The organism is Frondihabitans sp. PhB188, assembly GCF_003752365.1.
Classification (GTDB): domain Bacteria; phylum Actinomycetota; class Actinomycetes; order Actinomycetales; family Microbacteriaceae; genus Frondihabitans.
The window spans coordinates 650,489-675,450 of sequence record NZ_RJUO01000002.1; the positions used below are offsets into that span (position 1 = coordinate 650,489).

A 24,962-nucleotide genomic window follows, 5' to 3' on the forward strand; every position below is an offset into this window, starting at 1 on the left:
ATCAGAATCCCACCGACCGAACCAGTTCGACAGAATCACTAGTGATGGCACCCGAATGGGGGGCAGACAGTCGATTCGCGCTACCGTGGTGGAAATTCGACGAACCCTAGACTTCACGAGTGGAAGACGCGATGCCCGACCCGACCCCAGGCCCCGAGACCGCGGCGTTGACCGTCCTGCGAGTCGCCCTCGTGGAAGACCACGAGATCGTCGCCGTCGGCTTCGCCGAGCTCCTCCGCCAGTACCCCGACATCGACGTGACCACCGTCGCCGCGACCGTCCGTGAACTCGACCTGGCGAAGAACCCCGTCGACCTCGTCGTCCTCGACCTGCGTCTCGGCGACGGCTCCAGCGCCACCGACAACATCCGCTCGCTGCTGTCTGCGGGCGTCGACGTGCTGATCCTCACCGCAGCCGAAGATCCACAGGCGATCCGCGATGCGGCGAAGGCGGGCGCGCTCGGCATCGTCCGCAAGTCGCAGCCGGTCGACGAGCTCGTCGATGCGATCCGCTCGGCAGCGAGCGGCGAGACCGTCCCGGGCCTCGACTGGGCCGCCGCCATCGACGGCGACGAAGGCCTGGCCGATGCGGGCCTCAGCGCCCGCGAGCGCGAGATCCTCGCTCTCTACGCGTCCGGCGAGAAGGCGCAGTCGGTCGCCTACCTGACCAACCTGTCGAAGTCGACGGTCGCCAACTACGTCTCGCGCATCCGGGCCAAGTACGCCAACGCCGGGCGCCCCGCCCACACGAAGGTCGACCTGCACCGTCGCGCGGCGGAGGACGGCCTGATCGACGAGGACCGACCGCGACGATGACCGAGACGCAGAGCGTCGAGGCGGGCGGCGACGCCGAGCGCCGGGTGCTGCGGATCCTCTACGTCTCGATCGGAATCGGCGGCATCGTCTACCTCGCCGTCGGCTTCAGCAAGGCGATGGCGCAGTTCGGGGCGATGGGCGGCGTCGCAGGACTCGTTCTGTACTGCGTGGCGGCGGCCGGTCCGTTCCTGCTGCTGGCGCTCGCCCCCTGGGCCTCGCTGACTGCACTCCGGCGGGTGGCCCTGGCCCACGCGCTGACCTTCTGGGGCGTGATGCTCGCGTTCCCGCTCGTGATGACGCAGAAGTCTCTGCCCGGGAGCGACTCGCCCTGGACGAACGACCTGATGACGGTGCCGGCCGTGGCGATGGCGGTCGGCGCGCGTCGACCGGTCATCGCCGCCTACGTGCTCGCGACCTCGATCACATCGGGCGTCATCCGCTACCTCACGGCGCCCGAGGTGGGCGTGACTCTGGCGGCCCTGGACCTCGCCTACAACTTCCTGTTCGACTGCGCCTTCGTCGCGCTCACGCTGGTCACCCGGTCGAGTGCGGTCCGCCTCGACGCCGCAGCCGAGGCCGCTCGGGTCAAGACATCGCACGAGGCCGAGGCATCGGCGCGCGTGCAGCAGCGGATCCGCATCGATGCCCTGGTGCACGACCACGTGCTGTCAGCGCTGCTGATCGCGTCGCGGGCCGACGCGGTGCCGACGCCGGCGCTGCGGGAGCTCGCGGCGAGCACGCTGAGGACCCTGAACGAGGAGGCGCTGCCGCCGCACCAGGTGCTGTCGGGGGAGGAGTTCGTCGGGCGCCTCCGCTCGACGGTGTCGTCGCAGGGGGCCGGGATCGCGTTCGACGGGGAGCTCGGGGCGGCCGTGCGAGTTCCTGCCGACATCGCCCAGGCTCTCATCGAGGCGACGAGCGAGGCCGTCCGCAACTCGCTGCTCCATGCGGCGGCCGACGACGCCGGGGGCGACGTCACCCGGCTCGTCCGAGTCGCATCGCTCGACGGCGGGCTCGCCATCGTGGTGCGCGACGACGGCCGCGGGTTCAACAGCCGTCGGATCCCGCCCGAGCGGCTCGGCGTGCGCGTCAGCATCCTCAACCGGATGGCGACGCTGCCGGGCGGCCACGCCGACATCGAGTCGGGCCGCGGACTGGGAACGCGCGTGACACTCGCCTGGTCGCCCGAGGAGGTCGCATGACGACGTCGACGCCGTCCTTCCTGCGGCTGACCGGCCGCGGCACGACCGCGCTCTTCGTGCTCTTCGCGGCAGTGCACACGGCCGTGACCGTCTACGGGCTCCCCCAGAACCGGGTGCCGCTGCTCGCCCTGGGCGCTCTCGGGGCCGTCCTGGTCGCCGGCTACCTGGTCACGCTGCCTCACGAAGAGCCGTACCCGCTCCGGCTCACCGTCTGCGTGGTCGCGCTGACCACCCTCGCCTCGCTCAACGTGTGGAACCTCCCCGACCGCGGCTGGCCGGGGTGGGCGACCTGGATGTGGGGCGCGGTCTCGTTCGTGATGTTCCTGCTGACGCTGCGCGGCCGCGCCGGCTGGGCGTGGTCGGGGTTCGCGATCATGGCCGGGATGACGGTCCTCTGGAGCGCCGTGGTCGGTCGGGGTGTCGCCGCGGGAGTCGGCTTCGTGATCCGGTCGGCAGCGCTGGTGCTCGTCGTCTGGCTGTTCTCGATCCTGCTCGGCCGGACGCGCGCGTCGATCCGCACCCTCCAGCGGTCGGAGCTCACGCGCCTGCGCTCGGAAGCGGCCGCCGCCGCCGCGCTCGAGGAGCAGAACACGCGCCTCGACCAGTTGCGCTCGCTCGCGACGCCGGCGCTCCAGCGGATCCTGACGGCCGAGCTCATCACCGAAGACGACCGCCGCGCGTTCACCCTCGCCGAGGCGGGACTCCGGGATCAGCTGCGAGCCAGCAACCTCGCGACGGCGCCGGTCACCGACGCGGCGAGCCGAGCCCGAGCCCGCGGGGTCGACGTGTCGCTGCTCGACGACCGTGCCGGCGCCGACGTGCCGCTCGAGGTGCGCGAGCGGATCGAGACGGCGCTCGTCGCCCAGCTCGACGCCGCCGAGAGCGGGCGCGTGGTCGCTCGGCTCCTGCCTGACGGGCGCGACGCCGTGGCGACGGTGCTCGCCACAGACGGCGTCGACACCACCCGGGTCTCGATCCCGCCGAGCTCCTGACGGGACGGCGCTACCCTCCGTTCACAGGTTCGCGGTAGCGTCCAGTCATGACCGAGGCGACGCTGGCCGACACCACTCCCATCCCCCGTCGCCGGATCGTCTCGTGGGCGCTCTGGGACTGCGGCTCCGCCGGCTTCAACACCATCGTCGTCACCTTCGTGTTCTCGACCTACCTGGCGTCGAACTCGTTCGTCGCGCCCGCCGTCGTCGCGGCCGCCGGAGACGACATGACCAACGCCGCCCTCGTGGCCGCGAAGGCCCACAACGCCTCGGTCGTCTCGACCGCCCTCACGATCGCGGGCCTCCTGATCGCCCTGCTCGCGCCGCTGCTCGGCCAGCGCTCCGACGGCACCGGCAAGCGGAAGCTCTGGCTCGGCATCAACACCGGCATCGTCATCGCGGCGATGCTCGGCATGTTCTTCGTGGCGCCGGGGCAGTCGTACCTGATCGTCGGCGCGATGCTCCTGGCCCTGGGCAGCGTGGTGATGGAGTTCGCCAACGTGAACTACAACGCGATGCTCGTGCAGGTCTCGACTCCGAAGAACGTCGGCCGAGTCTCGAGCTGGGGCTGGGGAGCCGGGTACTTCGGCGGCATCGTCCTGCTCGTGATCCTGCTCGTGCTCTTCATCCAGAGCTTCGGCGTCGACGGACACGCCGGCGTGCTCGGCCTCGACTCCTCGATCGCCGGCGGGGTGCTCAACGTCCGGTTCGCGATCGTCGCGTCGGCACTGTGGTTCGCACTCCTGGCGATCCCGCTGTTCGTGAACGTCCCCGAGATCCCCGCGACCGGGCCGACGACGGCGCGACTGAGCTTCCTCGCCTCGTACAAGCGGATCGGCCGCACGATCGCCCAGCTGTACCGCAAGAACCCGCAGGTGCTGCTCTTCCTCGGAGCGTCTGCCGTCTACCGCGACGGAATCGCGGCGGTCTTCACGTTCGGCGCGATCATCGCCTCGCAGGTGTTCGGCTTCACGCAGAGCGAGGTGCTCTACTTCGCCGTGGCGGCCAACCTGGTCGCCGGCACCGGCGCCTTCCTGGCCGGCCGCTACGACGACCGTCTCGGGCCGAAGCTCATCATCGTGGTGTGCCTCGCCGGTCTCGTCATCGCGGCCGTCGCGATCCTGTTCGTCGGCGACGCCAAGGCGGGCTTCTGGGCGTGCGGGCTGTTCCTCTCGCTGTTCGTCGGTCCGGCCCAGTCGTCGAGCCGCTCCTTCCTCGCGCGGGTCACGCCTCCCGGCCGCGAGGGCGAGATCTTCGGCCTCTACGCGACGACCGGCCGCGCCGTGAGCTTCCTCGCGCCGCTCCTGTTCACCGTGTTCGTGGCGATCTCGGGCAACACCCGCTTCGGCGCCATCGGCATCGCGATCGTGCTGGCCGTGGGCCTGGCGATGATGGTGCGGGTCAACCCGAGGCAGAAGGCGATCGACTGACGAGGGCTACTCGGCGGCCGCGCGGGTGGCGGTCGCCGAGGCGACGGCGGCTCTGAAGGTCTGAGCCCCGGCCTCCCACTGTCGGCCGTCGATGATCACCGTGGGCGTACCGCGGAACTCGGCGACGTCGCTCCCCGCCGTGGCGTTGTCGGCGACCCGCTTCGTGACGGCGGCGACCGTGGGGGCGAACCGCTGGTCTCGCACGCACTCCGCGACGGCGGCGGGATTCTTCAGGCCTCGCGTGCCGGAGATCTGGGAGACCAGCTGCTCGTTCGTCAGGCCGGCGGTGTTCTCGGCGGGCTGGTCGGCGAGCAGCTTCGCGTTCACGGCGAAGAACGAGTCGGGGGCCAGATCGGCTGCGCACAGGGCGGCGGCCGTCGCCCGTGTCGAGTACTTCGACCCCTGGCTGAGGCGATCGAGGATCGCGATCGGGTGGTACTCGACCACCGCGGCGCCCGACTTCACCAGGCCCTCGATGTAGTCGCCGTTCTCGGCCTCGAATGCACCGCAGTTGGGGCAGAGGTAGTCGATGTAGACGCGGATCGTGACGGCGTCGGCGTCGTGAGCCGCGGGCGGGGTGGCCTCGGCACCCGGCTGCAGGGCCACGCTGCGCTCCGCCACGAAGCCCTCGCCGATGCGGACGCCGTCGCCGGCGAGGTTGCGGGGGCCCGGGCCCGGCGGCGTGATGCCAGAGACGACCACCAGAGCGACGACGGCCAGCACGGCGATCACGCCGGCGACGATGCCCGACCGGATGGCGAGAGCGCGGCGGGCGGCGCTGCGCCTCTGGGCCGCCATGGCCTGCCTCGCGCGTTCTCGGGCGGCGCGGCGGCGGTCGTTCTTCGTTTCGGGGGCGGGCATGCGGACTCCTGACGATCGGGACAAGTCGTCGGCAATCATACGATATTTCACATCCATAGACCAGGGCGCAGGAACTTCCTGACGGGGGTGGGCAGCGCCGGCAGTTCCTGCGCCCGCGGTCTAGGCCGCCGTCAGCCCGTTGGCCTTCGCCACCGAGCCGTACCAGCGCGCACTCGGCTTGGGGGTCCGCTCGAACGTCTGCTTGTCCCACGCGATGAGGCCGAACGTGGGGCGGAAGCCGGAGGCCCACTCGTAGTTGTCGAGGGCGCTCCAGTGCTGGTAGCCGAGCACGTCGACGCCGTCGTCGATTGCGGCGTGGATGTGCTCGAGCGCGCCCTGCGTGTAGGCGATGCGGCGGGTGTCGTCGGCGGTCGCGATGCCGTTCTCGGTGACCATGACCGGCACGTGGTCGCTGAGCTCCCACGCACTTCGGATGCCCTCGGCGGCGGCCGGCGGGTAGAACTCCCAGCCGGTGAGGGTGGTCTCGAGCCCGTCGGCGACAGGGCGCGGGCCCTCCGGCCCGATGAAGGTCTGCGTGTACGCCTGGACGCCGACGAAGTCGTTGCCGCGCGCGGCCTCGAGGTACCAGTCGTCGCGCGGGTGGCCGTACTCGCGGAGCTTCTCGGCGGCGCCCGGCTCGTCGACGGCCTTGAACGCCTGGGTGGCGACGGTCCAGCCCGTTCGGAGCCCCGCGACCTGCGAGAGCACCTCGCGCGACCGGTCGTGCGAGGCGAGGAGGGCGTCGGCGACCTGGAGATCGGGGTTCGGCAGGCCGTAGGCCACGAGGTTCGAGGCGTCTTCGCCGCCGGCGAGCATGGCGGCGATGTTCGGCTCGTTGATCGTGCAGACGTAGCGGACGCCCTCTGCGACGACCGGGAGGGCCGCCTCGGTGTAGCGGGCGAAGAGGTCGGCGGCGTCGGACGCGCGCCAGAAGCCGTCGCGCTCGAACCAGCGCGGCACCGTGAAGTGCATGAGCGTGACGATCGGCTCGACGCCGAACTCGTGGCAGGCATCGACCATGCGGCGGTAGTGGTCGAGCTCGGCGCGCGAGACGTAGCCGCGCTCGGGCTCGATGCGAGACCACTCGATGCTGAACCGGTAGCTGTTGAGGCCGAGCCCGGCCAGCGTCTCGATGTCGTCGCGGAAGCGGTGGTAGCTGTCGGCCGCGTCGCCCGAGGGCTCGACGATGCTCGTGCCCGGAGTGTGCTCGTGCACCCACCAGTTGCTGTTCACGTTGTTGCCCTCGATCTGGTGGGCGGCGGTGGCCGCGCCCCAGAGGAAGCCGTCGGGGAAGGTGAGCACGGTGGCTCCTTTCGGTGGAGTGTCGGAGGTCAGCGGCGCGTGCGCTGCGGGTTCGGCACGGCTTCGAGCAGTGCGACGGTGTAGTCGTCGGTCGGCCGCTGCAGCACCTCGGCCGTCTCGCCGCGCTCGACCACGGCGCCGTCGTGCAGCACCATGATGTTGCCGGTGATGAGCCGCGCCGAGAGCAGGTCGTGCGTGATGTAGAGCAGGCTCACGCCCCACTTCTCCCTCAGGTCCTCGAGCAGCGCGAGCACGCCGGCTCGGAGCGACACGTCGAGCATCGACACCGGCTCGTCGGCGATGATCACCTGCGGGTCGCAGGCGAGCGCCCGGGCGATGACGACGCGCTGGCGCTGCCCGCCGGACAGCTCGTGCGGCAGCTTGGCGGCGAACTGCTCGACCGGCGCGAGGCCGACCGTCTCGAGCAGCTCGAGCACTCGCTGACGGGCGTCGCGGCCCTTCAGCCCGGTGAAGTTCACCACGGGCCGGGTCAGCGTGTACTCGACGGTGTGCAGCGGGTTGAGCGCGGCGTACGGGTCTTGGAAGACCATCTGCACGTTGCGGTGCAGGTCGCGGAGCTGGCCGCGCCGGAGCTTCGCGACGTCGAGGCCGCCGAAGCGGATCGACCCCTCGCTCGGCTTCTCGACACCGGTGATCATCTTCGCGATCGTCGACTTGCCCGAGCCGGACTGACCGACGAGAGCGAGGGACTGCCCGGGCTCGAGCGTGAACGACACGTCGCGGACGGCGCGGACCGGCTGCTCGCCGCGTCGGGGCGGCGGGTAGGTCTTCGAGACGTGCTCGACGACGATCGACTCCTGCGCCGTGCTGATCGAGCGGGTCACGACGGTCGGCGCGTGCTCGGGCGAGGCCACGGCGCTCCGGGAGGCCCCGGCCTGGCGTCGGATCGCGCGGTCCTCGAAGCCGGGCAGCGAGACGACCTCGGCGCGCGGGTCGGCGTAGTGGCTCAGCAGCATCCGGGTGTAGTCGGCGGTCGGCGCGTTCAGGATCTCGGACGACGGGCCGTCCTCGACGATGACGCCCTCATGCATGACCAGCACGCGTTCCGTCGCCTCGAGCACGATTCCGAGGTCGTGGCTGATCAGCACTGCGGTGAAGCCCTCGCTGGCCTGCAGGTCGCGGATCGTGTTCATCACGGCGTGCTGCACGAGCACGTCGAGCGCGGTCGTCGGCTCGTCGAACACCATCAGCTGCGGCTCGAGCGACAGGGCGAGCGCGATCGAGACGCGCTGGCGCATGCCGCCCGACAGCTCGCCCGGGAAGCGGTCGAGGGTCGCGGCCGGCAGCTCGACCTTGCCGATCAGCTCGCGCGCCCGCTCCTCGCGACGCTCGCGCGACACGTGGCCGTGCGCCGTGAAGACGTCGAAGAAGTGGTTGCGGATGGTGCGCACCGGGTTGAGCGCGTTCATGCCCGACTGCAGCACCATGGCGAAGCCGCCCTGGCGCTGCTCGCGCAGGTGCTCCGCGTCGATCGAGGCGATGTCGGTGCCGTCGAACAGGATCGTCCCGTGGCTGATGCGGGCCGGCGGCTTGGAGAGGCGGGTCAGGGCGAAGCCGAGGGTCGACTTGCCGGATCCGGACTCGCCGACGAGCCCGACGAACTCGCCGCGACGGAGCTCGAATGAGACGTTCTCGACCGCGAAGGTCGGGTCGGCCCCGTCGGGCTCGTAGACGACGCTGAGGTCTTCTACCGTGAGGAGAATGTCGTCGGAGCTCATTTGCGGACCTTCCGTCGTTCGCGGAGTCTCGGGTTGCTGAGACCGTCGACGCCGAAGTTGATGAGGGTGAGGCTCGTCGCGAGCAGGGCGATGCAGAGGCCCGGCGCGAAGAGCAGCGCCCACTGGCCGGTGAGCAGCGCGTTGGAGTTCTGAGCCCAGAAGAGCATGGTGCCCCAGCTGACCGTCGACGGGTCGCCGAGCCCGAGGAACTCCAGGCCCGCCTCGGCGAGGATCGCGCTCGTGGCCGCTCCGAAGAAGTTGCCCACGATCAGCGAGGTCATGTTCGGCAGGATCTCGCGGAAGACGATCCGAGCCGGCCGTTCGCCGCTGAACACCGCGGCGGTCACGAAGTCGCGCCCGCGGAGCGACTGCGTCTGGCTGCGCAGCACTCGCGCGCCCCAGGCCCAGCCGGTGATCACGACCACCAGGATGATCATCCCGATGCCGCCGTTCTGCAGGTACGCCGCGATCACGATCATCAGCGGCAGGCCCGGCACGACGAGGAAGAGGTTCACCACGAAGTTGATCACGTCGCCCACCCAGCCGCGGACGTAGCCCCAGCTGAGGCCGATCAGCACGGCGACCAGCGTGGAGAGGAGGCCCGCCACGAAGCCGACGAACACGCTGATGCGCGCGCCCTGGATGAGCTGGCTCAGGACGTCCTCGCCGGCGGCCGTCGTGCCCAGCCAGTGCCCGGCGGAGGCGTCCTGACTGCGAGCGAACTCGGTCGACGAGGGATCGTACGGAGCGAGCAGGGGCGCGAAGATCGCCGCCAGCACGAAGAGGAGGAGGATCACCACGCCGATGCGCGCCTTGGTGTTCGACCAGACGGTGGCCGCCACGCGGGCGAGGACCTGGAGGGGGGAGGCGGCCGCGGCGACGGAGGTGTCGGGCGGGGGTGCCGGAGTTCCTGCGGTGATAGGGGTCGTCGTCATCGTTCGGCCCTCACTTTCTCGTTCGCGGGTCGAGGACGCCGTACAGGATGTCGACGATGAAGTTGGCGAGGAGCACGCTGACGGTGATCATCAGGAAGAGCGCCTGCATGAGCGGGTAGTCCTGGTTGGTGACGGCCTTGAGCAGCAGGTAGCCGATGCCGGGGTAGCCGAACACCGTCTCGACCAGCACGGAGCCGCCGACCACGCCGCCGAGCGCCAGGCCGAAGCTGGTGAGGTTCGGGAGGATCGCGTTGCGCGCCGCGTACCGGATGGCCACGGTGTGCGGCTTGAGACCGTTCGCCTCGGCGAAGGTGACGTAGTCGTCGCCGAGCGTCGAGATCATGGTGTTGCGCATGCCGAGGATCCAGCCGCCGAGCGAGGTGATCAGGATCGTCACCGCCGGAAGCACCGCGTGGTTCAGGGCCGACCCGATGAACGCCCCCGAGAAGCCGGGCACGTTGGTGACGCCGTAGGCGCCCGACGTCGGGAAGATCTTGAACACGTAGCCGAGGAAGAACAGCAGGAGGAGCGCCGTCCAGAAGTACGGGAAGGCGCTCGCGAACGATCCGCCGAGGGTCGGCAGCGCGTCGAGCCAGGTGCCGCGCTTCCACGCCGCAAGCACGCCGAGCAGGGTGCCGAGCACGAATGCCACGATCGTGACGAACCCGACCAGAATCAGGGTGTACGGCAGCGCCTGGCCGACGAGGTCGGCGACGGGCTGCGGGTAGAACGTGTAGCTCACGCCGAAGTCCAGCGTCAGGACCTGCTTGAGGTACTGGCCGTACTGCGACAGCAGGTTGCCGTCGGGCACGCCGAGCTGGATCTCGATGGCCTTGCGCGTGGCGGCGGTGACCGGGCCGTTCTGCGAGAGCTTCGCGATCGCGGCGTCGGTGGGCGAGCCGGGCATGAGCCGCGGCAGGAAGAAGTTCAGCGTGATGGCGGCCCAGAGGGTCAGGATCAGCAGGCCGACCTTGCGGAGTGCGTATGTCACTTCGCGGCCTCCGATTTCTTCAGGTGAGTCAGGATCAGCAGGGCTGTCGAGACGTAGGTCTTCGGGCTCGTGTACGGATCGTCGGCACTCGGCCACCCGGTGAACTTCTGCGTCGAGAAGAGGCCCCATGAGCCGCCGTAGTAGAGGCCGATCGAGGGCAGCTCGTCGTAGTAGATCTGCTGCAGCCGGTAGCCGAGCTGCTTCTGCTCCTGCTCGTCGGTCGTCGTCGTGAACTCGTTCAGGATGGCGTCGACCTCGGCGCTCCTGTAGCGGCCGAAGTTGTTCGCCGCCTGATTGCCGATGGGCGTGTAGAACTCGCTCGAGAGGTTGTTGGCGAAGTCCTGGTACACCGACCCGGTACCGCCGACAGAGCCCATCGCGAGCTGGAAGTCGCCGTTGCGGAGAGCGAGCTGGTAGGCCGCGGGCTGCGGCTGGGCGACCTTGACGGTGATGCCGACGGCGGCCCACTGCTTGGTGATGGCCTGGACTGCGCGCAGCCAGTCGGAGTAGCCGTTGGCCGTCGTGATGGTGATGGTCAGCGCCTTGCCCGTCGTGTCGACGAGCTTGCCGTCTTTCATCGTGTAGCCCGCCTTGGCGAAGGACGACTTCGCCTGCGAGTCGCTCTGCGCGATGAGGCCCTTGTCGGGGATGGCCGGGTCGAGCAGGTCTTCCTGGTTGGGCAGCAGCATGCCGGTCTGGCCGGCCTGCTGCATGTAGCCCTCGGCTGCGGCGTCGCCGACGGCCTTGCGGTCGAGCGCGTAGCTGAGCCCCTTGCGGAAGTCGAGGTCGTTGAACGGCGCCTCGGTGAGGTTCGGGAACAGGCTGATCGTGCCTCCCGGCGGGAACCAGTACGTGTTCGACGGGTTCGCCGCGTTCCAGGTGCCCTTGACGTCGCTGATGAACGAGAACGCCCAGTCGTAGCCCTTGGTGACGACGTCGAGCTGCGTGTTCGACGCGGGGAGCACGAGGTGCTGCACCTTCACCTTGTCGGCCTGCCAGTAGAGCGGGTTCTTGTCCATCGCGTACTCCTGCGGCGTGAAGTTGCCGAGGTTGTACGGGCCGGTGCCGACCGGGTCGGGGTTCGTGAAGGTCGAGGGGTCTTTCACCTTCGACCAGATGTGCTCGGGCACGATCTGCGTCTGCTCGATGATCTGGGCTGCGGGCACGTCGTCGCCCTTCAGGTGCACGACGACGGTGTCGCCCTTCACCTCGACGCTCTTCATGTACTGCCACGCGCCCTTGAGGTCGAGGCTCGGGAACTTCTTCAGCATGTCGAACGTGAACTTCACGTCGTCGGGGCCGAACGCCTTTCCGTCAGACCACTTGACGCCCTGGCGGATCGTGAAGACGACCGTCTGCGGGTCCGGGATCTCGGTCTTCGACGCGAGCCACGGCTCCTCGTCGCCGTTGAGGTCGTTGAGGATCACCAGCGGCTCGAACATGTACCAGCTCGCTACGCGCGTGTTCGGCAGGTACGGATTGAAGACCCGCTGCAGCGAGGGGCTGCCGTTGTCGGCCGCGATCAGCATCGTGTCGGCGCCGAGGGACGGATCAGGCGCGCTCTTGATGTCGATGCTACAGCCCGTGAGGACGAGCGCGGCCGCGAGCAGGGAGCCCAGGGCCGCAGCCGCTCTGCGAGTTCTCGTGCGAGGTGTCGTGTGCATCGTTGCCACGTCTTTCTGTGCTGTCGATCCGCCCCGCAGGCTTCCGCCCGGGCGCGTGCCGCGTCGATGCGGCGTGACCATGGTCAGTGTAAGCGCATACATAGCTCGGAGACAAGCCTCGATCACAGCGCAGGAACTCGGGGTCCTCTCGCGCTCTACGCCCTGAGCCCCGCCAGGAGGACCTCCAGGTACGCGGCGAGCACCGCCGCACGGCCCCGCTCGGGCGCGAGGCGCACGGCGACCTCGACCCCTCGGGCGAGCCGCTCGACGTCGGCCGGCTCGACGTCGGGTCGGACCGCCTCCGCCTTCTGCGCAGCCTCCAGCAGCGCGCGGCCGAGGCTCCGCAGCTCCGCCTTCGCCGCGGCCACGTCCGGGTCGACGGCATCCTGAGCCGTCACCACCTCGCCGAGCCCGACCTCGCGCACCTGGAGAGCGACGGACCCGCGGACGGCGCGCTCGAACGCCTCGCCGGGGTCGCCCACCGCCGCGGCGTCGCGCACGACGGCCACCAGGCGCAGCAAAGGCTCCACCGCCAGCCCCTCCTCCAGCGCCCGCTGGGTCGGGAAGTGCCGGTACACCGTTCCGACGCCCATGCCGACGTCGCGCGCGAGCTCGTTGAGGCCGGGCACGCGGCCCTCGGCCCGGTGCCGGGTGCGGGCCGCGGCGAGCAGCCGCACGCGGTTGCGGTGCGCGTCGGCGCGCGTCGGACGGGGCATGAAAAGAGGATAGACGATCCGTTTGACTGCGCGGCGACCGGCTGGGGCCCGCCGGGACCGGTCAGCGACGCTCCCCTACTCTGGAGGCATGGCCTCCTTCGATGACGACTACGTCGTCCGCACGTTCTCGCCCGCCCTCGTCGACGGCAAGCCCGACGAGGCGACGGCCGCCTGGCTCGGAGCGACCCGCATCGGGTTCCACGAGAAGGCCGACGCCGATGCCGTGCGCGAGTCGGCCATCGGCTCGGTCGACGACGGCCGCGTCTTCACGGGCGTGTACCCGAGGCGCCCGGTCGCCGGCGGCCTCGACGAGACCTGGCCGGTCGGCACCTTCACCGGCTACACCAAGACGATCAATGTCGGCGGCGGCCGCCTCGTCGATGCGTACCTGGTGTCAGACGTCACCGTGCGCCCGACCCACCGTCGCCGAGGCATGCTCCGTACCCTGATGACCGAGCGCCTCGCCGCAGCCGCCGCGTCGGGGCACGCCCTGGCCGCGCTGACGGCCAGCGAGTCGACCATCTACCGCCGCTTCGGCTACGGCCCGGCGACCCGCAAGCGCACCGTCGTGCTCGAGCGCGACGTTCCCGTCACCCTGCTCGCACAGCCCACCGGCCGCGTCGAGATGGCCAGCCCCACCTCGCTCGCCGCCATCGCACCGCGCGTCTTCGCCCGCTTCCACGAGACCACGCCCGGCTCGGTCGACCGGCAGGGCCAGTACTCGAACCTCTACAACGGCCTCACCTACGGCACCGCCAAGCCCGATGACGAGCTGCGCGCCGCCATCCACGTGCCCGACTCCGGCGAGGCCGACGGGTACGTGCTCTACTCGATGCGGGAGGAGGCGGGAGCGTCGGTGCTCGAGATCGCGGATCTCGTGAGTGCGACGGCGGACGCCTTCCTCGGGCTGTGGGACTTCCTCGGCTCGGTCGATCTCGTGCAGCGGATCCGCTGGTCGAAGGCCCCCGTCGAGACACCGCTGCTGCACGCCCTCACCGCGAGCCGCTCGCTTCAGACCGAGCGCGAGAGCGACCACGTCTGGCTCCGCGTGCTCGACGTGCAGAAGGCCCTCTCAGCCCGGCCCTACGCCCGCGACGGCGAGATCACCCTGCGCGTGCACGACAAGCTCGGGCACGCCGAGGGCACCTTCCGCCTCGAGGTCGTCGACGGCGTCGGACACGCGACGCGCATCGCCGACTCCGCGCCCGCGTCGCTCGAGCTCGACGCCGCGACCCTCGCCACGCTCTACCTCGGCGGCGTTCCGGTGTCGGTGCTCGGCGAGGCCGGTCTCGTGGTCGAGCACACCCGAGGCGCGATCCGTCTGGCGACGCAGATGTTCGCCGCCGACCGGCCGGTGTACGGGGTCACGGACTTCTAGCGGACGGCTGGTCGCGGCGACCGGGATTCGACCCTAGGGCGCCGGCGGGCAGCTCTCGCGGAGCAGGATCTGCACCGGCAGCGTCAGTCGACGCGCCGGAAGCGTGCTGTCGGCGAGACGGTCGACGATCGCGCGGACGGCGACGCGGCCGAGCTCCGCCATCGGCTGCCGGACGGTCGTGAGGCGCGGCGTCGAGAACCGACCGGCGTCGATGCCGTCGAATCCGGTGACGAGCACGCGCCCGGGCACATCGACCCCGCGCGCCGCGAGCACGTCGAGCACACCGAGAGCCGACTGGTCGTTGGCGCACACGATCGCGCTCGGGAGGGCGCTCTCGGCGAGGAGCTGCTCGGCGACGGCGCGGCCGCGCTCGCGCCCGAAGGTTCCTGGGACGACCCGCAGCCCGGCCGGGTCGAACGCACCGTCGGCCAGCCCCTGGTCGAGGCCCTCGCGGCGGCCGGCCTCGTCGGGCGAGTCGCTGGGCCCCGCGACGTAGACGACCGATGTGACGCCGTGGCCGTCGACGAGGTGGTGCGCCAGAGCGCGCATGCCGCCGGCGTTGTCGACCCCGACGTGATCGAGGTCGTCGCCCGGGTTCGTGTCGGCGACGACGACGACGGGGATCCGTCGCGACACGTGCGCGACGAGGTCCGAGGGCACCGTCTGCGAGAGGACCGCCAGGCCGTCGACCCGACCCGCGATGTCGTTGACCATCACGTCGCGGCTCTGACCGCGGCCCGCAGCCACCATGAGGGCGAATCCGTGGCGCCAGGCCTCGACCTCGGCGCCGCGGAGCACCTCGTCGAAGTAGAGGCTCGTCGACGGCGGGGCGGCCATCGGCTCGCGATCGTCGATGAGCGGCACGCCGGACGGCCCGTCGACGGTGTCGGCCACGGAGACGTCGATACCGTCGTAGCCGGGCAGGAACAGCCCGAGCACTCCGGTGCGGCGCCCGGCGAGACCGCGGGCCGAGCCGCTCGGGACGTAGCCGAGGTCTCGTACGGACTCGAGCACGCGGGCGCGAGTCTCGGGCCGCACCTCGTCGGGCCGACGGAGGACGCGCGAGACCGTCGCGATCGAGACGCCGGCATGGTCGGCCACGTCGTACACGGTGGGTGCCTTGGCCAACTCGCCTCCCGTTCTCCGTGGGCCGCTCCGCTCGGCCGGTCTCGGCTGGCGGTGTCGGCAAGTCTAGGCGTCGCCTTCCGCGCGGCCCGCGCGGGGCCGGGGGCGCTGTGCAAAACCGGCACGGGGCTGTGGAGAACGCTGGCGGCGATCGGCCCCGACTGGTTTGCTTGACCCATGTCGATCCAGTCCACGGCCGAGAAGGCCGAAACGCTCCGTTCTCTGCACGTTCCCGGCGATCCCCTGATCGTCACCAACGTCTGGGACAGCATCACGGCGCGCGTCGTCGCGTCCGCTCCGGGGGTGAAGGCGCTGGCGACGGCGAGCCACTCGATCAGCGAGGCGCATGGCGTCGAAGACGGCGAAGGCCTCGACGTCGACGAGGCCCTGGCCGCGGCCCAGCTGATCGTCCGCTCGGTCGAGCTGCCCGTCTCGGTCGACTTCGAGAAGGCCTACGCCACGGATGCCCCAGGAACGCGCGACAACGTCTGGCGGCTCATCGAAGCGGGCGCGGCCGGCCTCAACATCGAGGACAGCGTCGGTCGCGACAAGGCCGAGCTGTACGACATCGACACCCAGGTCTCGAAGATCGCCGCGGCCCGCGCCGCCGGCGACCGCGCGGGTGTGCCCATCGTCATCAACGCTCGCGTCGACGCTCTCGCCGGCGACCCGTCGCTCTGGGACGACGCGGTCACCCGCGCCAACGCCTACCTCGACGCCGGCGCCGACGTCGCGTTCGTGCTCGGCCTCACGACCGAGCAGATGGTGGCCGACGCGCTCTCGCAGATCCACGGCAAGGTCAGCGTCATCTCGGGTGCCGACAGCGTGCCGCTCGCGAAGCTCGCCGAGCTCGGGGTATCACGCGTGAGCTTCGGGCCGCGCGCCATGGGCCTCACGCTCTCGCACCTCCGCGACGCGGCGGCCACTCTCACGGCACGCGGCGAGTATCCCGCCGAGCTCGGATTCTCGTTCTGACCCTCCCGTCACGGAAGCAGCGCACGGTCCGCACGGACCCCGCACTTCGGCCGGTCTGGCGTCCGGGCCGACCCGACCGGGGCGCTCAGCACGAGCGTCATACGGCTGACGGCGCCCACCACGTCTAGCCAGACGTCGGCTGGCGGGCGTGCGACGACTCAGACGAAGTCGGCGGGGTTGTCGACGGGGTTCTTGGGCGTGGACTCGGAGCCGGCGCGCTCGCGCTCCTTCTCGGCCGTCTCGAGTTCCTGCTGCTGCTCTGCCGCCTCGCGGACCTCGATCGCCTCTTGGACGTCCTTCTCGTGCTTGAGCGCCTTCTTCTCGATCTGGCGGTCGTCGCGGAGGGGCAGCTGGATGTCCTCCTCGGCTTTGATGCCCGCCTGGAGCTCGCGGCCGCGCTCGGCCTCGGCGTCGAACTCGGCGCCGAAGAGCAGGGCGTTGTTCGTGATCCACAGCCAGAGCAGGAAGACGATGACGCCGCCGAGAGCGCCGTAGGTCTTGTTGTAGTTCGAGAAGTTCGCGACGTAGAACGCGAAGCCGATCGAAGCGATCAGCCAGATGCCGATCGCGAGCAGCGCGCCCATGCTCATCCAGCGGAACTTCGGCTGCTTCACGTTCGGCGAGAAGTAGTACAGCACCGCGACCACGACGACGATGATGATGGCGAGCACGGGCCACTTGACGATGAGCCAGACGGTCACTGCGGCGTCGCCGAGCCCGACGAAGTCGCCGATCGTGCGGGCGATGTCACCGCTCAGCACGAGGATCAACCCGGCCATCACGATCAGCACGACGGCGATGATCGTGACGAGGAGGTTGGTCGGGCGGAGCTTCCAGATCGGGCGCCCCTCCTGGCGGTCGTAGATCCGGTTCATGGCGCGGCCGAAGGCTCCGACGTAGCCGGAGGCCGACCAGATGGCGCCCACCACGCCGACGACGAAGGTGATGCCGGCGGCGGGTGACTTCGAGAGCGCCTCGACCGGGCCGCTGATCGTCTGGATGATCTGGTCGGAGGCGCCGAGCTGGCCGAGCAGGGCGAGGACCTGCTTGGTCGTCTGGTCCGCCTGGCCGAACAGGCCGAGGATCGACACGATCGCCAGGAGCGCCGGGAAGAGAGCCTGAACAGCGAAGTAGGTGAGCGACGCAGCGAGATCCGTGCAGCTGTCGCTCGAGAACTCGCGCAGGGTCTTCTTGAGCGTGTAAATCCAGGTGCGCTTCGTCAGGTCGAGCGGCGAATCGGGGCCCTCGTCACGGACATCGTCGCCGGTCTCGCGGGCAGGTGCAGCAGCAGTTCGGGCCACGGGGTCCTCCGGGGGTTCAACGTCTCGCTTGGGCGGGTCTCGTGTGGGCGGGTCTCGTGTGGGCGGGTCTCGCGTGGCTGGACACCCGGGAGGGGTCCGCGCCGGGGAGGGATCAGCGGCGAGCGCGCGACACGAGGCGTGCGACGCCGGTGACTGCCGCCGCCAGCCCGGCAGCGCCGACGGCCGCGGCGGCAAGGACCTTGGGGTCGTTGCTCACGCGCGACCGGGCTCGGCGCAGCTGGGTCTTCGGGTTCAGGCGGTCTTCGATCGCGTCGAGCGTGGCCGCGAACTCGTCACAGATCTTCGCGACGTCGTCGGCGAGCCCGTCAGCGGGCTTCTTCGGGTCGTCGCGCTCGCTCATCTCGCGTCGCCTTCCGCTGCCGATGACTTCGCGGCCGACTCCTTCGCGGCGTCGCCCTTGAGGGCGTGCACGTCGCTCCGGACGTTCTTGATCGTCTCGGTCGGCACCGGCGGAACGCCCCGTTTGAGCGAGCGGTAGCCGACGAAGGCCAGCGCGGCCGTGATGACGAGCAGAGCCGCCGCTACGAGAAGCGCCGCGAGCCAGGCCGGGAACACCGTCGCGGTGCCCAGGATCGCCGCGGCGATCAGCACCTCGAGCAGGATGAAGCCGAACACGGCGGCGCCGACCAGCAGGCCGATCCCGCGGCCCGCGACCTTGAGCTTGGCGATCAGCTCAGCGCGCGCGAGTGCGATCTCACCCCGGATCAGCCGCGAGATGAGATCGGGGAGCGAAGCCAGCATGCTGCCGAGCGACTTGCGCTCGCCCGCTTCCGGCTTCGTGTCGAAGACGTCGAAGAGACCCACGGTCAGGGAGTGTCTTTCGAGGTGGCCGACTTGACCTTCTCCGTAGCGGCGTGGGCGGCGTCGGACGCAGCCTCCTGCACCTTCTTGCCGACGATCGGCGCCTTCTCGGCAACGAAGTCCTCGGCCTTGGTGACGCCACGCTGGACCGACGGGTCGTGCCAGACCTGGTCGGCACGGCGCTTGATCTTCTCGTACGACTGGCGACCCGCGCGGGCACCCACGACGTATCCGGTTGCGAGTCCGGCGACGAACAGGATCTTGCCTCTCATGCGATTCTCCTTGGGTTGAGATGAACAGACCTTAAGGCTGGCACTGCGGAGCCGTTCCCGGCCAAATCGATGGGCGACTGTCGGAAAACGACGATCAGGGGCCCAGAGCCACCCACCAGATCAGCAGCATCGTGGTGAGGAATCCGCACGCGAAGTTGATGGCCAGGAACCGGCGCCACCCGCGGTTGGCCGACTCGGCCTCGGCGTCGGCCACGCTCCAGAACGGTGCGACCGCCACGAGGTACGGCACCACCAGCAGAGCCCCCAGCGGGCCGGGCCACGCGGTGAACAGCATCAGCACGCCGGCGAGCGCGTACGCGGCGAACGCGAATCGGACGGTCCAGGCCGCGCCCATGACGGTGGCGATCGAGGCGATGTCGCCCTCGCGGTCGGCGACGACGTCCTGGACCGCGCCGAACGCGTGGCTCGCCATCCCCCAGAGGAAGAAGGCGCCGAGCAGCGCCCAGAGCTGCGGGGTGAACGTGGCGCCGGCGAGAACGAGTCCGTAGACAGCGGGACTCGTGAAGTGCGTGCTGCTCGTCATCGAGTCGAGGAAGGGCCGCTCTTTGAACCGGAGCCCCTTCAGCGAGTAGGCGATGACGGCGAAGATGCTCACGGCGAGCACCGCCCAGCTCGGCGGATGCCCGACCAGCACGAGGAAGACCAGGAAGGGCACGTTCGTCACGACCACGGCCCGCAGGATCGTGGCGTGGAAGCTGCGGTCGACCATCGCGCCCTCGACGCCGCCCTTGCGCGGGTTGCGGAGGTCGCTCTCGTAGTCGAAGACGTCGTTGATGCCGTACATCGCCAGGTTGTAGGGCCCGAGGAAGTAGACGATGCCGACGATCGCGATGATCCAGTTCACGCCGTCCGAGCCGAGCCCGGTGAGGATGTACGCGGCCGCGAAGGGGAACGCCGTGTTCACCCAGCTCAGCGGGCGCGACACGGGGAAGAGCGCCTTCACCTCGGCCTCCTCTCGAGCAGCACCCACAGCGATGGCAGCAGGACGAGCGCCGCGACGGCGTACGCGAAGTCTTCCAGAGGTGCGATGCCGACGAACACACCGCTGATCTTCCCGGAGTCGTAGCCGACGAGGCCGATGCCGATCATGACGTTGTCGAAGACGGCGGTCATCACGAGGAGCACGCCGACAGTGAGCGCCGCGCTGACAACGCAGGAGCCGTGCACGCGAGCCCGACGCGCTCGGAGCGTGATCGCGGCCGCGATCCCCGCCAGGGCGACGGCTCCGAGGAAGAACGCGTTGAGCGCCCAGTAGCTCACGAGCGCCGCCCCCGCGTGCGTCGACCCTGAGTTGCCGACAGCACGAGCGGCATGCCGGCGGCGAGGTTCATCGTCAGGTAGCAGAGCAGCGCGAGGAAGAAGACCTCCTCCACCGGGAGCTCCCGTGCGATCTGGAGGCCCGTCATGAACGACGTCTCGCCGCGGAAGAAGATGCCGCTCCGGATGCCGAGGAGGTCCCAGACCAGGAAGAACGCGATGCCGACCGGGAGCACCACGGCGGCCCGGCGGGCGTCGCGCCAGAAGAACAGGCCGAAGCGACGGTCGAGCACGACCATTCCCGTCAGGGCGACGAGGAGGCCGACGAGGTAGAGCACGCCCATCAGGGCTCCGGAAGCGGCTCGGTCGAGGTGTCGCCCCGGAGGTTCTTGAGGAGCACCTCGGCGCTGATGAGGCACATCGGCAGCCCGATCCCGGGCCGCACCGATCCGCCGACGTAGTGCAGGCCGCGGACCCGCTTCGAGGCGTTGCCCGCGCGGAACATCGCGCTCTGCCGGAGCGTGTGCGCCGGGCCGAGCATGCTGCCCGACCACGAGTTGTAGTCGTCGACGAAGTCCTGCGGGCCGCGCGTGCGACGGAGCACGATTCGAGAACTCAGGTCCGGTGCGCCAGCCCAGGCGCCGATCTGCTCGATGACAGCGTCGCCGAGCCGCTCGAGCTGCACCGAGCCTGAGTTGTCGACGGCAGAGGCGCCCCCGGCGGCATCGAGCCCGTCCCCGCCGCGCCCGAGCTCCGGCTGAGCCGGCAGCGGCACGAGCACGAAGAGGTTCGTCTGTCCCGTGGGCGCCGTGGCCGGGTCGACGATCGACGGCTTGCAGACGTAGAGCGAGGGCGGCGCCGGGATGCTCTTCGGCTCGTGGAAGATGCGGCCGAAGTTGTCGTGCCAGTCGCTCGAGAAGAACAGCGTGTGGTGCTCGAGCTCGGGCAGCTCGCCCTCGACGCCGAGGTACATCAGAAGGGCGCTCGGGCCGGGGTTGCGGTCGGCCCAGTAGCTCTCGCCGTACGTCTGCAGCTCGCTCGGCAGCAGCGCCGTCTCGGTGTGGTGCAGGTCGGCCGCCGAGACGACGACGTCGGCGAAGGTGGATCGCGCGGTGCCAGACGAGTCGACCCAGTCGACGCCGGTGGCTCGCGGACGCCGGCCGGCCGTGGTGCGGATCCGGGTGACCTCGGCTTCCGTCACGATGGTCACACCGGCCTCGCGGGCCAGCTTCTCGATGCTCGCGATGACCGCCGCGATGCCGCCCATCGGGTACTGCACGCCGTCGTCGAGGTCGAGCGTCGACATGAGGTGGTACATGCTCGGCGTCTCGTACGGCGACGAGCCCAGGAACACCGCCGGATACCCGAGGATCTGCCGCAGCCGCGGCTCCTTCACCGTCTTCCCGACCAGCGAGTCGAGGTTCTGCAGCAGCAGGCGCGCGAGCTTCGGCAGGCGGGTCAGGACGTCGCGGCGCAGCAGCGGCAGCAGGCTGCCGAAGCTCGTGTAGAGGAAGCGCTCCTTCGCGATGTCGTACGTCTCGCGGGACGAAGCGAGGTACCGGCGCATCCGCTCTCCGGCGCCCGGCTCGAGACGGTCGAACAGCTCGAGGTTCTCGGCCAGCCCCTGCGGGATGTCGATCGGCTCGCCGTCTTCGAAGTACACCCGGTAGCCGGGGTCGAGCGGCACCAGGTCGAGCTCGGCCTCGGCCGTCGTGCCCATCAGCCGGAAGAAGTGGTCGAACACCTCCGGCATCAGATACCAGCTCGGCCCCATGTCGAAGCGGAACCCGTCGGACTCCCACGTCGACGCCCGGCCGCCCACCGCGCCCGCCTTCTCGAGCACGGTCACCGCGTACCCCTCGCGCGCCAGCAGCCCGGCCGAGGCGAGACCCGAGATGCCGCCGCCGATGACGACGGCCGTCTTGCCGCTCACAGTCCGGCCGCCGCTCGCGCCGCGATGCGCAGCTTCACGGGGTTCGGCACGCGGATCCGGGTGCGCATCAGCTCGACCGCCGGCGTCACGGCCAGGCGGCGGTTCAGCTCGGCGAAGAGGCCCAGCGCCAGCGCGACCGCACGCCGGGATGACGACGGCAGGAACTCGAGGCACTCGCGTGCCACCGCGAGGTCCGCGTCGATGTCGGCGACGAGTCGGTCGCGCTCGCTGTCGCTGAAGCTCGCCGGGTCGACCCCCGGGAAGTAGCTGCGGCCCAGTGTCTCGAAGTCGTCGCTGAGGTCGCGCAAGAAGTTCACCTTCTGGAACGCCGCACCCAGAGCGCGCGCCCCGTTCTCGAGCTTCACGAGGGTGCGGGCGTCGTAGGTGCGGCCCTGGAGGAACGCCCGGAGGCACATGAGGCCGACGACCTCGGCAGACCCGTAGACGTACAGGTCGAACGACGCCTGGTCGTGCTCGGCGGCGTGGAGGTCACGTCGCATGGAGGCGAAGAACGGGGCGGTGAGTTCCTGCGCGAAGCCGGTCTCTCGGGCTGTGGCCGCGAAAGCGTGGACCACGAGGTTGGCGCTGAATCCGATGGCGATGGCCTGCTCGGTCTCGCGCTCGAACTCGTCGAGGATGCGCTCGCACTCGGCCGGGTCGGCCCCCGCCTCGGCCGCGGGGCCGTCGACGATCTCGTCGGCGACCCGCACGAGGGCGTAGATGTTCTCGACGTGGGCGCGGACGTCGGCGCCGAGGAGCCGCGAGGCGAGCCCGAACGAGGTCGAGTAGCGGCGGATGACGTCGGCCGAGGCCTCGTGGGCGACCCGGTCGTAGAGGGCGAGACGGGTCATCGGGTCCGCTCGAGAACCGTGTCGACGACGGGGTGGAGAACCGATCGGAGGTCGGCGGTGATCAGCTCGGAGTCGAGGATCGCCAGCGCTCGGCGGGCGTGCTCGTCGACGAGGCGCTCGGCGGCGGCCTTGGCCCCGCACGACTCCAGCCGCGCCCGGACGTGCTCGGCCTCGTCGAGGGTCAGGTCGGACTTGCCGATGAAGGGCCGGATCGCGAACCAGTCGTCGGTCGTCGCCGCGTGCGCGATCAGGACGGTTCGCTTGCCCTCGCGGAGGTCGCCGAGCGTGGTCTTGCCGGTCTCCGTCTCGACGCCGTAGACGCCGAGGAGGTCGTCGACGATCTGGTAGGCGATGCCGATCTCGCGACCGAACGACTGCAGGGCGACGACCACGTCGGGTGCCGCGCCGGCGAGCAGAGCGCCCGCCATGAGGGGAGCCTCGAAGGAGTAGACGGCGGTCTTCGCGCGCTCCATCTCGAGCACCTCGTCGACCGACGGGACCTCGGGCGAGAGGCTGAGCTCGACGTCGAGCAGCTCGCCGCCGGCGCTGGCGAAGACGGCCTCGTCGAGCACGTCGAGCAGCTGCGCGCGGACCCCGGCGGCGCAGGAGACCTCGAGCATGAGACGCGACGCTCCGGTGAGGGCGAGGTCGCCGGCGATCACGCCGACCGACATTCCGCGGTGCTCGGCCGCGGGCGTGCTGATGCCGGCGGTCGTCGCCGTGTCGCGGTAGCTGCCGGAGACGTTGGGGATCCCGCGGCGCGAGAAGTCGCGGTCGATGACGTCGTCGTGCACGATGAGCGCCGTGTGGAGCAGCTCGAACGCCGCGCCCACCGAGGCGCACGCGTCGGCGTCCGTGCCGCCGAGGCCCTCGTAGGCGGCGACGACCATGCGCGGGCGGAACCGCTTGCCGCCGGCCGAGTTGCGCTCGAGCACGTTCCAGAGGTCGACGTAGCGGGGCCCGAGTCGGGCGGCCCGGCGCTTTGCGCCCTGGAAGAACCCGGCGAGAACCTCGTCGACCCGCTCGGTAGTGTCGGAGGCGCGACCCCCGCCCACCGCTTGCAGCTCTGCGAGCGCGTGATCACCTTCCATTAGGGCAGACTACAGCGCAATGAGACCCGAATCCGAGGCACTTCCTCAGCCGACCACGGCCTCCGTGGCACACGACCTCGATGAGCTGGTGGTATTGGTCGACGAGGCCGGAAACTCCGTCGGCACGTACCCCAAATCCCTCGTCCACACGACGGAAACCCCGCTTCACCTGGCTTTTAGCTGCCACGTGACGAATCCGGAGACGGGGGACATCCTCGTCACCCGTCGTGCGCTGACGAAGGCGACCTGGCCGGGCGTCTGGACCAACTCCTTCTGCGGCCACCCCGCGCCCGGCGAGACGCCTGCCGAGGCGGTCCGCCGCCGCGCAAGCCAGGAGCTCGGGATGGAGGTCGCCGAGGTCGAGGCCATCCTGCCCGACTTCCGCTACCGCGCCGTAGACGCCTCGGGCGTCGTGGAGCACGAGATCTGCCCGGTGTTCACCGCCGTGGCCGTCGGGGTCCCGGCGCCGTCGCCCGACGAGGTCGCCGAGTGGGCGTGGATCTCGCCCGCCGACCTGCAGGCCTCCGTCGAGGCCGCGCCGTTCGCGTGGTCGCCGTGGCTGGGGTGGCAGCTGGAGCAGTGGCCGCACTCGGCCTAAGCCTGTGCGTCCTTCGCCGCTGACGGTGCCGCACCCGTGTCGGTGCGGACGAAGTTCTGGAAGGACCGCGACGCCGTGGGGCCCCGCTGTCCCTGGTAGCGCGAGCCGTAGATCGACGAGCCGTAGGGGTTCTCGGCCGGCGAGGACAGCCGGAAATAGCAGATCTGCCCGATCTTCATACCCGGCCACAGCTTGATCGGCAGGGTGGCGACGTTCGAGAGCTCGAGGGTGACGTGCCCCGAGAAGCCCGGGTCGACGAAGCCGGCGGTCGAGTGGGTCAAGAGGCCGAGACGGCCGAGCGACGACTTGCCCTCGAGGCGCGCCGCGATGTCGTCGGGCAGGGTCACCAGCTCGTACGTCGAGCCGAGCACGAACTCGCCCGGGTGCAGGATGAACGGCTCGTCGGGGTCGACCTCGACGAGGTGCGTCAGCTCCGGCTGGTCTTCGGCCGGGTCGATGAACGGGTACTTGTGGTTGTCGAACAGCCGGAAGAAGCGGTCGAGCCGCACGTCGATGCTCGACGGCTGGATCAGGCTCGGGTCGTACGGGTCGAGCCCGATGCGCCCGAGGTCGAGCTCGGCCTTGATGTCGCGGTCGGAGAGCAGCACCCGGCCAGCCTAGCGGGGCGGCGGTCGGCAACTCAGGGGCGGTGCGGGCGGGGCGGCCGTTGGCAACTCAGGGGCGGTGCAGG

General features: G+C 70.3%; 26 protein-coding genes. 7 read left to right on the forward strand and 19 right to left on the reverse strand.

From position 1 onward, the window contains the following. The first annotated feature begins 119 nt into the window (after positions 1-119). The 4 genes from EDF46_RS07910 to EDF46_RS07925 are packed head-to-tail and all read left to right on the forward strand — an operon-like array spanning position 120 to position 4,439. Positions 120-815 (forward strand): response regulator transcription factor, encoded by a 696-nt coding sequence (locus EDF46_RS07910; protein WP_233579933.1) that lies wholly within the window; start codon positions 120-122, stop codon positions 813-815. Continuing rightward, positions 812-2,017: a sensor histidine kinase gene (locus EDF46_RS07915; RefSeq protein WP_123505717.1), complete on the forward strand. Its 1,206-nt coding sequence runs from the start codon at positions 812-814 to the stop codon at positions 2,015-2,017. The genes EDF46_RS07910 and EDF46_RS07915 overlap by 4 nt, the downstream gene beginning before the upstream one ends. Further along, positions 2,014-3,009 (forward strand): hypothetical protein, encoded by a 996-nt coding sequence (locus EDF46_RS07920; protein WP_123505718.1) that lies wholly within the window; start codon positions 2,014-2,016, stop codon positions 3,007-3,009. Before EDF46_RS07915 ends, EDF46_RS07920 begins: the two co-directional genes overlap by 4 nt. A 47-nt stretch (positions 3,010-3,056) precedes the next feature. After that, complete coding sequence (locus EDF46_RS07925) at positions 3,057-4,439, forward strand: MFS transporter (protein WP_123505719.1); 1,383 nt, start codon at positions 3,057-3,059, stop codon at positions 4,437-4,439. A gap of 6 nt (positions 4,440-4,445) precedes the next feature. Here EDF46_RS07925 and EDF46_RS07930 read toward each other — a convergent pair whose 3' ends face one another. The 7 genes from EDF46_RS07930 to EDF46_RS07960 form a co-directional block, all read right to left on the reverse strand. Next, a complete protein-coding gene (locus EDF46_RS07930; protein WP_158614189.1) occupies positions 4,446-5,300 on the reverse strand; it encodes a thioredoxin domain-containing protein in 855 nt (284 codons plus the stop codon). 120 nt (positions 5,301-5,420) lie between these two features. Next, the gene (locus EDF46_RS07935; protein ID WP_123505721.1) at positions 5,421-6,602 is read right to left on the reverse strand and encodes a glycoside hydrolase family 1 protein; all 1,182 of its coding nucleotides are present in this window, start codon (positions 6,600-6,602) and stop codon (positions 5,421-5,423) included. A gap of 29 nt (positions 6,603-6,631) precedes the next feature. Beyond that, positions 6,632-8,341, reverse strand: a complete 1,710-nt coding sequence (locus EDF46_RS07940) for an ABC transporter ATP-binding protein (RefSeq protein WP_123505722.1) — start codon at positions 8,339-8,341, stop codon at positions 6,632-6,634. Continuing rightward, positions 8,338-9,276: an ABC transporter permease gene (locus EDF46_RS07945; protein WP_123505723.1), complete on the reverse strand. Its 939-nt coding sequence runs from the start codon at positions 9,274-9,276 to the stop codon at positions 8,338-8,340. The genes EDF46_RS07940 and EDF46_RS07945 overlap by 4 nt, the downstream gene beginning before the upstream one ends. A 10-nt stretch (positions 9,277-9,286) precedes the next feature. Beyond that, entirely contained in the window at positions 9,287-10,267 is a 981-nt protein-coding gene (locus tag EDF46_RS07950) for an ABC transporter permease (protein WP_123505724.1), read from the reverse strand. After that, positions 10,264-11,931: an ABC transporter substrate-binding protein gene (locus EDF46_RS07955; RefSeq protein WP_123505725.1), complete on the reverse strand. Its 1,668-nt coding sequence runs from the start codon at positions 11,929-11,931 to the stop codon at positions 10,264-10,266. The genes EDF46_RS07950 and EDF46_RS07955 overlap by 4 nt, the downstream gene beginning before the upstream one ends. 155 nt (positions 11,932-12,086) lie before the next feature. Continuing rightward, positions 12,087-12,647, reverse strand: coding sequence for a TetR/AcrR family transcriptional regulator (locus EDF46_RS07960; protein ID WP_123505726.1), 561 nt, complete (start codon positions 12,645-12,647; stop codon positions 12,087-12,089). Positions 12,648-12,735: 88 nt separating this feature from the next. Here EDF46_RS07960 and EDF46_RS07965 point away from each other — a divergent pair, with 88 nt between their 5' ends. Then, on the forward strand, positions 12,736-14,025 hold the full coding sequence (locus EDF46_RS07965; protein WP_123505727.1) for a GNAT family N-acetyltransferase: 1,290 nt from the start codon (positions 12,736-12,738) through the stop codon (positions 14,023-14,025). 33 nt (positions 14,026-14,058) lie between these two features. On the opposite strand, the gene EDF46_RS07970 is transcribed toward EDF46_RS07965, so the two are convergent. Next, positions 14,059-15,153: a LacI family DNA-binding transcriptional regulator gene (locus EDF46_RS07970; protein ID WP_123505728.1), complete on the reverse strand. Its 1,095-nt coding sequence runs from the start codon at positions 15,151-15,153 to the stop codon at positions 14,059-14,061. A 174-nt stretch (positions 15,154-15,327) separates the two neighbouring features. Between EDF46_RS07970 and EDF46_RS07975 the strand changes: the two genes are divergently transcribed. Beyond that, complete coding sequence (locus EDF46_RS07975) at positions 15,328-16,125, forward strand: isocitrate lyase/phosphoenolpyruvate mutase family protein (protein ID WP_123505729.1); 798 nt, start codon at positions 15,328-15,330, stop codon at positions 16,123-16,125. Positions 16,126-16,283: 158 nt separating this feature from the next. Here the strand turns inward: EDF46_RS07975 and EDF46_RS07980 are convergent, their stop codons facing one another. From EDF46_RS07980 to EDF46_RS08025, 10 genes are all read right to left on the reverse strand, one after another. Next, positions 16,284-17,426 carry a YihY/virulence factor BrkB family protein gene (locus EDF46_RS07980; protein WP_199738231.1) on the reverse strand — a complete coding sequence of 381 codons (1,143 nt, stop codon included), beginning with the start codon at positions 17,424-17,426 and terminating at the stop codon, positions 16,284-16,286. A gap of 112 nt (positions 17,427-17,538) precedes the next feature. Then, positions 17,539-17,787 carry a DUF3618 domain-containing protein gene (locus EDF46_RS07985; protein ID WP_123505730.1) on the reverse strand — a complete coding sequence of 83 codons (249 nt, stop codon included), beginning with the start codon at positions 17,785-17,787 and terminating at the stop codon, positions 17,539-17,541. Next, positions 17,784-18,251 carry a phage holin family protein gene (locus EDF46_RS07990; RefSeq protein WP_233579934.1) on the reverse strand — a complete coding sequence of 156 codons (468 nt, stop codon included), beginning with the start codon at positions 18,249-18,251 and terminating at the stop codon, positions 17,784-17,786. The genes EDF46_RS07985 and EDF46_RS07990 overlap by 4 nt, the downstream gene beginning before the upstream one ends. Before the next feature lie 2 nt (positions 18,252-18,253). Next, complete coding sequence (locus EDF46_RS07995) at positions 18,254-18,520, reverse strand: hypothetical protein (RefSeq protein WP_199738232.1); 267 nt, start codon at positions 18,518-18,520, stop codon at positions 18,254-18,256. Positions 18,521-18,614: 94 nt separating this feature from the next. Further along, positions 18,615-19,484, reverse strand: coding sequence for a prenyltransferase (locus tag EDF46_RS08000; protein WP_233579935.1), 870 nt, complete (start codon positions 19,482-19,484; stop codon positions 18,615-18,617). Then, complete coding sequence (locus EDF46_RS08005; RefSeq protein ID WP_123505732.1) at positions 19,481-19,801, reverse strand: lycopene cyclase domain-containing protein; 321 nt, start codon at positions 19,799-19,801, stop codon at positions 19,481-19,483. The genes EDF46_RS08000 and EDF46_RS08005 overlap by 4 nt, the downstream gene beginning before the upstream one ends. Beyond that, positions 19,798-20,142 carry a lycopene cyclase domain-containing protein gene (locus EDF46_RS08010; RefSeq protein WP_123505733.1) on the reverse strand — a complete coding sequence of 115 codons (345 nt, stop codon included), beginning with the start codon at positions 20,140-20,142 and terminating at the stop codon, positions 19,798-19,800. The genes EDF46_RS08005 and EDF46_RS08010 overlap by 4 nt, the downstream gene beginning before the upstream one ends. Further along, entirely contained in the window at positions 20,142-21,731 is a 1,590-nt protein-coding gene (gene crtI / locus EDF46_RS08015; RefSeq protein WP_123505734.1) for a phytoene desaturase family protein, read from the reverse strand. Before crtI ends, EDF46_RS08010 begins: the two co-directional genes overlap by 1 nt. Next, positions 21,728-22,582, reverse strand: a complete 855-nt coding sequence (locus tag EDF46_RS08020) for a phytoene/squalene synthase family protein (protein WP_123505735.1) — start codon at positions 22,580-22,582, stop codon at positions 21,728-21,730. The genes crtI and EDF46_RS08020 overlap by 4 nt, the downstream gene beginning before the upstream one ends. Next, complete coding sequence (locus EDF46_RS08025) at positions 22,579-23,673, reverse strand: polyprenyl synthetase family protein (RefSeq protein WP_123505736.1); 1,095 nt, start codon at positions 23,671-23,673, stop codon at positions 22,579-22,581. The genes EDF46_RS08020 and EDF46_RS08025 overlap by 4 nt, the downstream gene beginning before the upstream one ends. Positions 23,674-23,692: 19 nt before the next feature. On the opposite strand from EDF46_RS08025, the gene idi reads away from it, so the two are divergent. Beyond that, positions 23,693-24,271: an isopentenyl-diphosphate Delta-isomerase gene (gene idi, locus EDF46_RS08030; protein ID WP_123505737.1), complete on the forward strand. Its 579-nt coding sequence runs from the start codon at positions 23,693-23,695 to the stop codon at positions 24,269-24,271. On the opposite strand, the gene dcd is transcribed toward idi, so the two are convergent. Continuing rightward, on the reverse strand, positions 24,268-24,879 hold the full coding sequence (gene dcd, locus EDF46_RS08035) for a dCTP deaminase (RefSeq protein ID WP_123505738.1): 612 nt from the start codon (positions 24,877-24,879) through the stop codon (positions 24,268-24,270). The two genes, idi and dcd, sit on opposite strands and share 4 nt — an antisense overlap. Positions 24,880-24,962 lie beyond the last annotated feature (83 nt).

Excerpts from the sequence above, each read along its gene's own strand:
- EDF46_RS07915 (WP_123505717.1), top strand. The coding sequence starts at position 812 with ATGACCGAGACGCAGAGCGTCGAGGCGGGCGGCGACGCCGAGCGCCGG.
- EDF46_RS07920 (WP_123505718.1), top strand. The coding sequence starts at position 2,014 with ATGACGACGTCGACGCCGTCCTTCCTGCGGCTGACCGGCCGCGGCACG.
- EDF46_RS07925 (WP_123505719.1), top strand. The coding sequence starts at position 3,057 with ATGACCGAGGCGACGCTGGCCGACACCACTCCCATCCCCCGTCGCCGG.
- EDF46_RS07930 (WP_158614189.1), bottom strand. The coding sequence starts at position 5,300 with ATGCCCGCCCCCGAAACGAAGAACGACCGCCGCCGCGCCGCCCGAGAA.
- EDF46_RS07940 (WP_123505722.1), bottom strand. The coding sequence starts at position 8,341 with ATGAGCTCCGACGACATTCTCCTCACGGTAGAAGACCTCAGCGTCGTC.
- EDF46_RS07945 (WP_123505723.1), bottom strand. The coding sequence starts at position 9,276 with ATGACGACGACCCCTATCACCGCAGGAACTCCGGCACCCCCGCCCGAC.
- EDF46_RS07955 (WP_123505725.1), bottom strand. The coding sequence starts at position 11,931 with ATGCACACGACACCTCGCACGAGAACTCGCAGAGCGGCTGCGGCCCTG.
- EDF46_RS07960 (WP_123505726.1), bottom strand. The coding sequence starts at position 12,647 with ATGCCCCGTCCGACGCGCGCCGACGCGCACCGCAACCGCGTGCGGCTG.
- EDF46_RS07965 (WP_123505727.1), top strand. The coding sequence starts at position 12,736 with ATGGCCTCCTTCGATGACGACTACGTCGTCCGCACGTTCTCGCCCGCC.
- EDF46_RS07975 (WP_123505729.1), top strand. The coding sequence starts at position 15,328 with ATGTCGATCCAGTCCACGGCCGAGAAGGCCGAAACGCTCCGTTCTCTG.
- EDF46_RS07985 (WP_123505730.1), bottom strand. The coding sequence starts at position 17,787 with ATGAGCGAGCGCGACGACCCGAAGAAGCCCGCTGACGGGCTCGCCGAC.
- EDF46_RS07995 (WP_199738232.1), bottom strand. The coding sequence starts at position 18,520 with ATGAGAGGCAAGATCCTGTTCGTCGCCGGACTCGCAACCGGATACGTC.
- EDF46_RS08010 (WP_123505733.1), bottom strand. The coding sequence starts at position 20,142 with ATGGGCGTGCTCTACCTCGTCGGCCTCCTCGTCGCCCTGACGGGAATG.
- EDF46_RS08020 (WP_123505735.1), bottom strand. The coding sequence starts at position 22,582 with ATGACCCGTCTCGCCCTCTACGACCGGGTCGCCCACGAGGCCTCGGCC.
- EDF46_RS08025 (WP_123505736.1), bottom strand. The coding sequence starts at position 23,673 with ATGGAAGGTGATCACGCGCTCGCAGAGCTGCAAGCGGTGGGCGGGGGT.
- idi (WP_123505737.1), top strand. The coding sequence starts at position 23,693 with ATGAGACCCGAATCCGAGGCACTTCCTCAGCCGACCACGGCCTCCGTG.